This is a genomic window from Herbaspirillum sp. UBA812 (genome assembly GCF_002296545.1).
Taxonomy (GTDB): domain Bacteria; phylum Pseudomonadota; class Gammaproteobacteria; order Burkholderiales; family Burkholderiaceae_D; genus Herbaspirillum; species Herbaspirillum huttiense.
In genome coordinates this window covers 3,196-13,289 of sequence record NZ_DBIC01000076.1, presented here as the reverse complement: position 1 = coordinate 13,289, position 10,094 = coordinate 3,196, and the positions used below count along the sequence as shown (strand labels likewise).

Here is a 10,094-nt window from a genome sequence, read left to right as displayed (position 1 = left end):
GATGGCCTTTGCTCATCACGCCATGGAGTTCATGCGGGCGCAGGGCAAGACGATTTCCTTCGACCCCAACCTGCGGCCGATGCTGTGGCCCTCGCGCGAAGTCATGGCACAGCAGTTGAATGCGCTGGCCTTCAAGGCGGACTGGGTGCTGCCGGGATTGTCGGAGGGGACGCTTCTGACCGGATATGAAGATCCGCACGCCATTGCCGGCTTCTACCTGGAGCGCGGTGTGAAGATGGTGGTCATCAAGCTGGGCGCTGAAGGCGCTTACTGGCGCAACAGTGAAGGCGAGGGCAGGGTGGCTGGCGTGCCGGTGAAGGAAGTGGTCGATACCGTGGGCGCCGGGGATGGCTTCGCAGTGGGTGTCATCAGCGGCATGCTGGAAGGCTTGCCGGTACCCGAGGCCGTCATGCGCGGCAACCGCATCGGGGCGTTCGCCATCCAGGTGGTGGGCGACATGGAAGGCTTGCCCACCCGGGCCGAGCTGGAGGCGGCCTCGGCCTGATTTGACTCTCACAGGAATCGCCATGAAGCCCCACGTAGTCGTCTACAAAAAATTGCCCGAGCACCTGCTGCAGCGCCTGCAGGCAGAATGCGACGTAACGCTCTTCGACCGTATTACGCAAGACAACCGCGCCGATTTCCTCGCGGCACTGAAGACTGCCCACGGCATGATCGGCGCAAGCCTGCCCATCACCAACGACATGCTGGAGGGCGCGCCGCAACTCAGGATCGCCTCCACCATCTCGGTGGGCGTGGACAATTTCGACCTGGATTATTTTCGCCAGCGCGGGCTGATGCTGGCGCATACGCCCGGTGTGCTCACCGAAGCCACTGCCGACACCATCTTTGCCTTGGTCCTCTCCACCGCGCGCCGCGTGGTGGAACTGGCCGAATACGTCAAGGCCGGACGCTGGAAGGGCAGCATCGGTGAGGCCCAGTTCGGCGTGAACGTACACGGCAAGACGCTGGGCCTGATCGGCATGGGCCGCATCGGCTCTGCGGTGGCGCGGCGGGCGCATCATGGTTTTGGCATGCCGATCCTGTATCACAACCGCCGCCCCGATCCCGAGGCCGAGCGCGAACTCGATGCGCGCTACGTCAGCCAGGACGAATTGCTGGCCCAGGCGGACTTCGTCTGCGTCATGCTGCCCCTGAACGCCGATACCGAACGCCTGATCGGCGCACGCGAATTCGCGCTCATGAAGCGCAGTGCCATCTTCATCAATGCCTCGCGCGGGCGCATCGTCGATGAGGCGGCGCTGGTCGCGGCCCTGCAGGACAAGACCATTTACGGTGCCGGCCTGGATGTGTTCGAAGTCGAGCCGCTGCCCGCCGAATCGCCCTTGCTGCAACTTCCCAACGTGGTGGCCTTGCCCCACATCGGTTCGGCCACCCATGAAACCCGGCTGGCCATGGCCGAGCTGGCCGTCTCCAACCTGCTGGCGGGCCTGCGCGGCGAACCGGTCCCCCACCTGGCGGTCTGAACAGCGCGGTGTTGCCTGCGGGCAGGCCGCGCTTCAATTCCGCTGCATGAAGTTTTTTTCAGCTTCTCTTCATTTCCTCTTCCGCTCACGTGAATCTTTGGTGTATGCTGCGAACATTAAAAAGAACGATCGTGCTAAAAACCGGTAGGCACCCCGTTTTGCTTTTATAATCCTGCGGAAGTTTACGTTTACGTCAATTCCTTTTTGCAAGGGCCATGCGATGAAAGTATTAGTACCAGTCAAGCGCGTCGTGGATTACAACGTCAAGGTGCGCGTCAAGAGCGACGGCAGCGGCGTCGATATCGCCAACGTCAAGATGTCGATGAACCCGTTTGACGAAATCGCGGTGGAAGAAGCCGTGCGCCTGAAAGAAGGCGGCAAGGTCACCGAAGTGATCGCCGTCTCCGCCGGCGTGACCCAGTGCCAGGAAACCCTGCGCACCGCCATGGCCATTGGTGCCGATCGCGGCATCCTGGCCGAAGTGGCGGCCGATGTCGAACTGCAACCGCTGGCCGTGGCCAAGATCCTCAAGGCCCTGGCCGAGAAGGAGCAGCCGCAGCTGATCATCCTGGGCAAGCAGGCCATCGACGACGACTGCAACCAGACCGGCCAGATGCTGGCGGCGCTGCTGGGCTGGCCGCAAGCCACCTTCGCCTCCAAGGTCGTGCTGGAAGAGGGCAAGGTCACCGTGACCCGTGAAGTGGACGGCGGCCTGGAAACCCTGGCCCTGACCCTGCCGGCCATCATCACCACCGACCTGCGCCTGAACGAGCCGCGTTACGTCACGCTGCCCAACATCATGAAGGCCAAGAAGAAGCAGCTGGATACCGTCAAGCCCGACGAGCTGGGTGTGGACGTGGCCCCGCGCGTGAAGACCCTGAAGGTCACCGAGCCTGCCAAGCGCAGCGCCGGCGTGAAGGTGCCGGATGTCGCGACCCTGGTCGCCAAACTGAAAAATGAAGCCAAGGTGATCTGATCATGACCGCACTCGTTATTGCTGAACACGACAACGCCAGCCTCAAGGGCAGCACCCTCAACACCATCACCGCCGCAGCGCAAGCCGGTGGCGATGTCCACGTCCTGGTCGCAGGTGCCAATGCCAAGGCCGCCGCTGATGCTGCCGCCCAAGTGGCAGGCGTCGCCAAGGTGCTGCTGGCCGATGCCCCGCAATTCGCTGATGGCCTGGCCGAGAACGTGGCCGAGCAAGTCCTGGCCATCGCCAAGGATTACAGCCACATCCTGGCCCCCGCCACCGCCTACGGCAAGAACATCCTGCCGCGCGTGGCTGCGAAGCTGGACGTGGGCCAGATTTCCGACATCACCAAGGTGGAGTCGGCCGATACCTTCGAGCGTCCCATCTACGCCGGCAACGCCATTGCCACCGTGCAGTCGATCGACCCGATCAAGGTCATCACCGTGCGTACCACCGGTTTCGATCCGGCCGCGCAGGGTGGTTCGGCAGCCGTGGAAAGCATCCCGGCCGTGGCCGATTCGGGCAAGTCCAGCTTCGTGGGCCGTGAAGTGGCCAAGTCGGATCGTCCGGAACTGACCGCTGCCAAGATCATCGTCTCCGGTGGCCGTGGCATGGGTTCGGCGGAAAGCTTCAAGATCCTGGAGCCGCTGGCAGACAAGCTCAACGCCGCCATGGGCGCCTCCCGCGCCGCAGTCGACGCAGGCTTCGTGCCCAACGACTGGCAGGTCGGCCAGACCGGCAAGATCGTCGCGCCCCAGCTGTATATCGCCGTCGGTATCTCCGGCGCGATCCAGCACTTGGCCGGCATGAAGGACTCCAAGGTCATCGTCGCCATCAACAAGGACGAGGAAGCGCCGATCTTCTCGGTGGCCGATTACGGCCTGGTGGGTGACCTCTTCGAGGTCGTCCCCGAGCTGGTCAAGCAGCTTGGCTGATCTGTCCTGAACTGTAGTATTCGCCCCGGCTCCGGCCGGGGTGTTTTCGTGCAAGCAAGGAACGCCGGCAGAGCGTTCCGCATTGGAGGTTGGAGATGAGTTACACCGCGCCCGTGAAGGATATGTTGTTCGTCATGAACGAACTGGCCGGTCTGGCAGCCGTGAATGCGCTGCCGGGCTGCGAGGACGCCACGCCGGAAACGGCCGAGGCCATTCTCGAAGAAAACGCCCGTTTCTGCAGTGAAGTGATCGCCCCGCTGAACCATTCTGCCGACAAGGCCCCCAGCAGCTGGGCCGACGGCAAGGTCACCACCAGCCCCGGTTTCAAGGAAGCCTTCCGCCAGTTTGGTGAAGCCGGCTGGCAAGGCGTGCAGCATCCCGTGGAGTTCGGCGGACAAGGCCTGCCCAAGCTGCTGGCCACGCCCTGCATCGAGATGCTGAACTCGGCCAATCTCTCCTTCGCGCTGTGCCCGCTGTTGACCGATGGCACCATCGAAGCGCTGATGACGGCCGGCACGCAGCAGCAGAAGGAAACCTTCATCGCCAACTTCATCTCCGGCAAGTGGACCGGCACCATGAACCTGACCGAGCCGCAGGCCGGCTCCGACCTGGCACTGGTGCGTACCCGCGCCGTGCCGGAGGGGGACGGGACCTTCAAGCTCTTCGGGACCAAGATCTTCATCACCTATGGCGAGCACGACATGGCCGAGAACATCGTCCATCTGGTGCTGGCCCGCACGCCCAATGCGCCTGAAGGCGTGAAGGGCATTTCGCTGTTCATCGTGCCCAAGTTCCTGGTCAATGCCGACGGGTCGCTGGGCGCGCGCAATGACGTGCACTGCGTTTCCATCGAACACAAGCTGGGCATCAAGGCCAGCCCGACCGCCGTGCTGCAGTTCGGCGACCATGGCGGCGCCATCGGCACCCTGGTCGGCGAAGAGAATCGCGGCCTGGAATACATGTTCATCATGATGAATGCGGCGCGCTTCGCCGTGGGCATCCAGGGGCTGTCGGTGTCGGAACGTGCCTATCAGAAAGCCGTGTCCTATGCCCGCGACCGCATCCAGTCGCGCGACCTGGCCGGCTCGCCCGGTCCGGTGGCCATCATCCACCAGCCCGATGTGCGCCGCATGCTGATGTCCATGCGCGCCCAGATCGAGGCGGCGCGGGCCTTGTCCTACGTGGCCGCGGCCACGTCGGATGCGGCACACTTCAGCGATGACGAAGCCACCCGCAAATCCAACCAGGCCTTCTACGAATACCTGGTGCCCATCGTCAAGGGCTGGATCACCGAGATGTCCATCGATGTGACCTCCACCGGCGTGCAGGTGCATGGCGGCATGGGCTTCATCGAGGAAACCGGCGCGGCCCAGCATTACCGCGATGCGCGCATCCTGCCGATCTACGAAGGCACGACCGCCATCCAGGCCAATGACCTGGTGGGCCGCAAGACCGTGCGTGACGGCGGCGCTGTTGCCAAGGGCATCATCGCCCAGGTGCGCCAGACCGTGGCCGAACTGCAGGGCGATGCGCAACTGCAGCCCATCGCGGCGCGCCTGGCCGAAGCCGCCGATGCGCTGGAACAGGTGGTCGGGTATGTGGTGGCCAACGTCAAGAGCGATATCAAGGCGGTCTTCGCGGGCAGCGTCCCGTATCTGAAGATGGCCGGCGTGGTGCTGGGCGGCTGGCAGATGGCGCGTGCAGCGGCCATTGCGGCGGGCAAGCTGAAGTCGGGTGAGGGCGACGGCAAGTTCTACGAAGCCAAGCTGGCGACCGCGCGTTTCTATGCCGAGCAGATCCTGCCGCAGGCGCTGGCCTATCGCACGGCCATCGTCGATGGCGGTGCAGCGGTGATGGCACTGGCTGAAGAGCAGTTCTGATCCCGGCCTCAAACAAAAGCCCGGAACATCGTAGACGATGTTCCGGGCTTGTTCATTGGGATCGTGAGGGCAGGGCAGCAGCTCAGCCGAAGGCCCCGCCAGTGAAGAGCAGGTCGAAGCTGCGCGCCAGCAGGGCGATCACGCCCATGGCCCCCAATCCCACCGTCAGGACCAGGATCAGTGCCAGGATCCAGTGTGATTCGGAGTTCTTGCCGCTACCGGTGTTGTAGCGCGCATCCCATTTGTCGTCCGGCGTGAGGCCGAGCACCAGCGCTTCCAGGCAGGCAATCAGCGCCGACAGCACGAAGGGCAGTCCGGTGAAGAGTTTAGGTGCGTCCGGCTGCGCCGCCATCAAGGCCAGCGACAAGGGAATGGCCAGGATGTGCAGCCAGCCGAAGCGGTCACGGCCGCCGTGGAGATAGAAACGGTGCAGGCCGATGCTGCCGAAGACGGTGGCCAGGAAAGTCGTCAGGGTCTTGTTCTTGTGGCGGGGGGCGGAAGGCAAGGGCATGCTGCGCGTCTCTTTATTCTGTTGTAAGCCGCCAGAGATGACGCTGGCGGCCGTGTTGTGGTCAGGTCTGGCAGCAGTATAGCCGAGCCCCTGGCGCAGGGTGATTTCCGTCAGGACAAGCTGCCATGCGGCAGTCCTGGCCGGAGGAGGGGCAAAAGTGATGCCAAAAGACATCACTTTTGCCGTGTTTTGGGGAGTTTGCAGGGCGTTGTGCGTTGGTCTATGGCACAAAAGCACCAAGCAACTTGCCCGGGTGGGCGGAAGTCCGTTATAATCTGCGGCTTTTCCGTGTCCGTATTCTTACTGGAACCATTATGGTCGTTATTCGTTTAGCTCGTGGCGGCGCCAAGAAGCGCCCCTTCTACAACATCGTTGCAACCGACTCGCGCAATCGTCGCGATGGCCGTTTCATCGAGCGCATCGGCTTCTACAACCCGGTCGCTTCCGGCAAGGAAGAAACCGTGCGTATCGCTGCTGACCGTCTGGCTCACTGGCAAGGCGTTGGCGCACAACTGTCGCCGACCGTTGCTCGCCTGGTCGCTCAAGCCGATTCCAAGGCTGCTGCTTAATACAGGTTTTCCTGTCTGATTCCGCGTCAGTTTTGCTGACGCCCGGATGAAGAACAGGTCTGGTGTACTCATGACTGATCAAGCCCAAGCGGGGTTCTCCGCACCCGACGATCTCGTGACCGTCGGCCATGTGACCGGAGCCTACGGAATCCAGGGCTGGATTCGCGTGCGTCCTTATTCTTCCGAGGCAGATGCCTTGTTGAATGCCAAGACCTGGTGGCTGGAGAAATCCGGCCAGCCCAAGCAGGATGTCGATGTCATGCAGTCCAAGGGGCACAGCGGCGATGTCGTTGCGCGCCTGACCGGGGTAGCGGACCGCAATGCGGCCGAAGCCATGAAGGGAACGGTGGTCTCCATCTCCCGCAAGCACTTCCCGGCGCTGGATGACAATGAATTCTACTGGGTCGATCTGATCGGCTCGGCAGTGGAAAATCTCCAGGGTGAAGCCTTGGGCGTGGTGTCCGACATGATGGACAACGGCGCCCATCCCATCCTGGTGGTGAAGGCCCCGGTGCAGGAAACTGCGCCCGAGCCGCAACCGCAACCCGCTGCCGACGCAAAGCCGAAGAAGGGTGCCAAGGAGAAATCCGCGGCGGCACCCGAACTGCTGATTCCCTTTGTCGACCAGTTCGTCAAGACGGTGCAGCAGAGCGAAAAAAAGATCATCGTCGACTGGGACAAGGATTACTGACCTTCAAGGTCAGTTTTTTCTTTTCCGGCTCGCTGATGTGAGCAGATTCAAACGATTCAAAAGAACCCAGGAAATGGAGGCGTGATGCAGTTTGATGTCGTCACTCTGTTTCCCGAGATGTTCGCCGCGCTGACGCAGTCCGGCATTACCCGCCGGGCGCTGGAGCAGCAGCGCTGGGGCTTGCAGTTGTGGAATCCGCGTGAATTCACCACTGACAATCACCGCACCGTGGATGACCGCCCCTATGGCGGCGGCCCCGGCATGGTGATGCTGGCCAAGCCGCTGCAGGCTGCCATCGAGGCGGCGCAGCAGCGGCAGCAAGCGCTGGGCCTGGCCCGGCCGCGTGTGATCTATTTGTCACCGCAGGGTGCACCGCTGACGCATGAGCGCGTGGTGCGGCTGTCGCAGGACAGCGGGGCGGTGCTGCTGTGCGGACGCTATGAAGCAATTGACCAGCGTCTGCTCGACAAGTGCGTGGACGAGGAAATCAGCATCGGGGACTTCGTCCTCTCCGGCGGTGAATTGCCGGCGATGGCGCTGATGGATGCAGTGATTCGGCTCTTGCCGGGTGCGCTCAACGACAGTGCCTCGGCAGTGGAAGACAGTTTCGTCAACGGATTGCTGGATTCGCCCCATTACACGCGTCCGGAAGTCTATGAAGGTGAACCGGTGCCGTCCATCCTCTTGGGCGGGCACCATGCCGAGATCCAGAAATGGCGCCGGCAGCGGGCACTGGAAGCCACGCAGAGCAAGCGTCCCGACCTCATCGTCAGGGCCCGCGAGCAGGGCTTGCTGAGCAAGGCCGATGAAAAGTTTCTGGGCAGCCTGGCGCAGCCGTAATTCAGGCGTGTTGCAGCAGGCGGGCAGGCAGCCCGATGAAGGTTTGTAGCAAATGCAGTACCGCGGGCCCGGCAACGGACCTGCACCGTGCGGTGGCCGATGTCACCGTGTTTGAAACCCCATCCTCTACCGGGCTTTACAATCCGCCCTCGTGGCAATGGCGCCGGCAAGATGGTTACAGGAGCAAAAAATGGATCTGATCCAGCAACTCGAGCAAGAAGAGATCGCGCGTCTCGCCAAGAACATTCCCGACTTCGCCCCCGGCGACACCGTGATTGTCAACGTGAACGTGGTTGAAGGTACCCGCAAGCGCGCTCAGGCTTACGAAGGCGTCGTTATCGCCCGCCGTAACCGTGGCCTGAACTCCAACTTCATCGTCCGCAAGATTTCTTCGGGCGAAGGCGTTGAGCGTACCTTCCAGCTGTACTCGCCGCTGATCGCCTCGATCGAAGTCAAGCGTCGTGGTGACGTGCGTCGTGCCAAGCTGTACTACCTGCGCGAACGTTCGGGCAAGTCGGCACGTATCAAGGAAAAGCTGCCCAGCCGTGCGGCAAAGGCTGCTGCTGCCGAGTAATCGGTCGCCTGTTGATGCGTCAGGAAAAGGGGTGTCTCGCGACGCCCCTTTTTCGTTTCTGACACCCGATTGAAGTCCTGACAACCTCACGATCAAGCGAGCACAATGTGGCCAGTTTCGATCCCGTCAATCTGCCTGTAGATGCCGTCGCCGGCGAAACTGCGCTGGAGGCCGCGCGCCTGAATGCCGACTGGCTGCGCCAGCGCTTCGCCGACCCGCCGCGCTGGGAGCCCGAGCACAGCGGCGACCAGATGGCACGCATGGCCGAGTCCAAGGGACGCTTCCGGCTCGCTTCGGTACTGATCCCGATCGTGCTGAGGGAGGAGGGGATGACGGTTCTCTTCACGCAGCGTACAGCTGACCTGAAGGACCACGCAGGACAGATCAGTTTCCCCGGTGGCCGCCGCGAAGACTATGACGGCTCGGCCATCGAGACCGCCCTGCGCGAGACCGAAGAAGAAATCGGCCTGGCGCGCCAGCACATCGAAGTCATCGGTTCGTTGCCCGATTACTTCACCGGCACCGGCTATCGGGTCACGCCCGTGGCCGGACTGATACAGCCGCCGTTCGAGGCCGTGGGCGATCCGCGCGAAGTGGCCGAGATCTTCGAAGTGCCGCTGGCTTTCCTCATGGATGGCCTGAACCATCAGCGCCGTTCCGTCGAGCTGCCGGCGCCGGTAGGCCGGCGCAGTTTCTACACCATGCCCTATGACCGTTACTTCATCTGGGGCGCGACTGCGGGCATGCTGCGCAACCTGTTCCACTTCCTGCGCAGCTAGCGACAGGATTTGTCGCCTCGCAGCTACGCAATGTCGCTTTTAATGTTCAAATAAGTAAAAATCCGTGACATCGCGCATTTGATTGTGATCAACGAATCAATTGTTTGATTCCCCTCTTGCACTGCGCTATCGTACGGGCTACAGAGACACCTAAGGCAGCTTGATGACATTTCTTTCCATTCTCTTTGCGCTGTTAATCGAACAACTCAAACCACTGCGCGCAGACAATCCGGTATACGCGTCGATCAAGTCTTTCGCGGCCACCATTGAAGGCTGGTTCAACGCCGGGCACGCTCATCATGGCCGCCTGGGCTGGGTGGTGATGGTGGGGGCGCTGACGGTGCCGGTGGCGCTGGTCTACTGGCTGTTGCTGCACGTGAGCCTGGTGGCGGCCTTTGCCTGGAACGTGCTGGTGGTCTACATGACCCTGGGTTTCCGCCATTACAGCCATTACTTCACTTCCATCCAGCTGGCGCTGAACAGTGGTGACGAAATGACTGCCCGCACCCTGCTGGCCGAATGGACCAAGCTGGACACCACGGCGATGGATGTGAGCGAAATTTCGCGCATCGCCTCCGAGCGCGCGCTCATCACCACGCATCGCCACGTGTTTGGCGTGTTCTTCTGGTTCCTGATGCCGGTCGGTCCGGCGCTGGCGGTGATGTACCGAGTCGCCGAATATCTCTCGCGCGCCTGGAACGAACCGGATCACATGAAATATGAAGCTTTCGGCCGCTTTGCCGCCCAGGCCTTCTACTGGATCGACTGGATTCCGGCACGCCTGACGGCCGCCGCCTTCGCCGTGGTCGGCAACTTCGAGGATGCCATCTACGCCTGGCGCAACTTCGCCAGCCG

General features: G+C 62.2%; 12 protein-coding genes. 11 read left to right on the top strand and 1 reads right to left on the bottom strand.

From position 1 onward, the window contains the following. The 5 genes from B3873_RS04925 to B3873_RS04905 all read left to right on the top strand — a co-directional run. The coding region (locus B3873_RS04925; RefSeq protein WP_286864357.1) for a carbohydrate kinase family protein at positions 1-505 on the top strand (505 nt) is incomplete at its 5' end. 22 nt (positions 506-527) lie between these two features. Further along, complete coding sequence (locus B3873_RS04920) at positions 528-1,487, top strand: 2-hydroxyacid dehydrogenase (RefSeq protein ID WP_286864355.1); 960 nt, start codon at positions 528-530, stop codon at positions 1,485-1,487. 220 nt (positions 1,488-1,707) lie between these two features. Further along, positions 1,708-2,463 carry an electron transfer flavoprotein subunit beta/FixA family protein gene (locus B3873_RS04915; RefSeq protein WP_034332360.1) on the top strand — a complete coding sequence of 252 codons (756 nt, stop codon included), beginning with the start codon at positions 1,708-1,710 and terminating at the stop codon, positions 2,461-2,463. Between the two features lie 2 nt (positions 2,464-2,465). Next, positions 2,466-3,395: an electron transfer flavoprotein subunit alpha/FixB family protein gene (locus B3873_RS04910; protein WP_286864353.1), complete on the top strand. Its 930-nt coding sequence runs from the start codon at positions 2,466-2,468 to the stop codon at positions 3,393-3,395. Positions 3,396-3,490: 95 nt separating this feature from the next. Next, on the top strand, positions 3,491-5,275 hold the full coding sequence (locus tag B3873_RS04905; protein WP_209533441.1) for an acyl-CoA dehydrogenase: 1,785 nt from the start codon (positions 3,491-3,493) through the stop codon (positions 5,273-5,275). Positions 5,276-5,357: 82 nt separating this feature from the next. Here B3873_RS04905 and B3873_RS04900 read toward each other — a convergent pair whose 3' ends face one another. Next, positions 5,358-5,786 carry an NINE protein gene (locus B3873_RS04900; RefSeq protein WP_286864350.1) on the bottom strand — a complete coding sequence of 143 codons (429 nt, stop codon included), beginning with the start codon at positions 5,784-5,786 and terminating at the stop codon, positions 5,358-5,360. Between the two features lie 314 nt (positions 5,787-6,100). Here B3873_RS04900 and rpsP point away from each other — a divergent pair, with 314 nt between their 5' ends. The 6 genes from rpsP to B3873_RS04870 all read left to right on the top strand — a co-directional run. Next, on the top strand, positions 6,101-6,355 hold the full coding sequence (rpsP, locus tag B3873_RS04895) for a 30S ribosomal protein S16 (protein WP_039786121.1): 255 nt from the start codon (positions 6,101-6,103) through the stop codon (positions 6,353-6,355). Positions 6,356-6,425: 70 nt separating this feature from the next. Beyond that, positions 6,426-7,046, top strand: a complete 621-nt coding sequence (gene rimM / locus B3873_RS04890) for a ribosome maturation factor RimM (protein ID WP_209533439.1) — start codon at positions 6,426-6,428, stop codon at positions 7,044-7,046. Positions 7,047-7,130: 84 nt separating this feature from the next. Then, entirely contained in the window at positions 7,131-7,886 is a 756-nt protein-coding gene (gene trmD, locus B3873_RS04885) for a tRNA (guanosine(37)-N1)-methyltransferase TrmD (protein WP_039786117.1), read from the top strand. Between the two features lie 190 nt (positions 7,887-8,076). Further along, a complete protein-coding gene (gene rplS / locus B3873_RS04880) occupies positions 8,077-8,460 on the top strand; it encodes a 50S ribosomal protein L19 (protein ID WP_008327243.1) in 384 nt (127 codons plus the stop codon). Positions 8,461-8,567: 107 nt separating this feature from the next. Then, positions 8,568-9,239, top strand: a complete 672-nt coding sequence (locus B3873_RS04875) for a CoA pyrophosphatase (protein WP_286864343.1) — start codon at positions 8,568-8,570, stop codon at positions 9,237-9,239. A 163-nt stretch (positions 9,240-9,402) separates the two neighbouring features. Further along, the coding region (locus B3873_RS04870) for a CobD/CbiB family protein (RefSeq protein ID WP_286864342.1) at positions 9,403-10,094 on the top strand (692 nt) is incomplete at its 3' end.

Coding starts and splice junctions, on each gene's coding strand:
- trmD (WP_039786117.1), top strand. CDS start 7,131: ATGCAGTTTGATGTCGTCACTCTGTTTCCCGAGATGTTCGCCGCGCTG.
- B3873_RS04915 (WP_034332360.1), top strand. CDS start 1,708: ATGAAAGTATTAGTACCAGTCAAGCGCGTCGTGGATTACAACGTCAAG.
- rimM (WP_209533439.1), top strand. CDS start 6,426: ATGACTGATCAAGCCCAAGCGGGGTTCTCCGCACCCGACGATCTCGTG.
- B3873_RS04900 (WP_286864350.1), bottom strand. CDS start 5,786: ATGCCCTTGCCTTCCGCCCCCCGCCACAAGAACAAGACCCTGACGACT.
- rplS (WP_008327243.1), top strand. CDS start 8,077: ATGGATCTGATCCAGCAACTCGAGCAAGAAGAGATCGCGCGTCTCGCC.
- B3873_RS04920 (WP_286864355.1), top strand. CDS start 528: ATGAAGCCCCACGTAGTCGTCTACAAAAAATTGCCCGAGCACCTGCTG.
- B3873_RS04905 (WP_209533441.1), top strand. CDS start 3,491: ATGAGTTACACCGCGCCCGTGAAGGATATGTTGTTCGTCATGAACGAA.
- B3873_RS04910 (WP_286864353.1), top strand. CDS start 2,466: ATGACCGCACTCGTTATTGCTGAACACGACAACGCCAGCCTCAAGGGC.
- rpsP (WP_039786121.1), top strand. CDS start 6,101: ATGGTCGTTATTCGTTTAGCTCGTGGCGGCGCCAAGAAGCGCCCCTTC.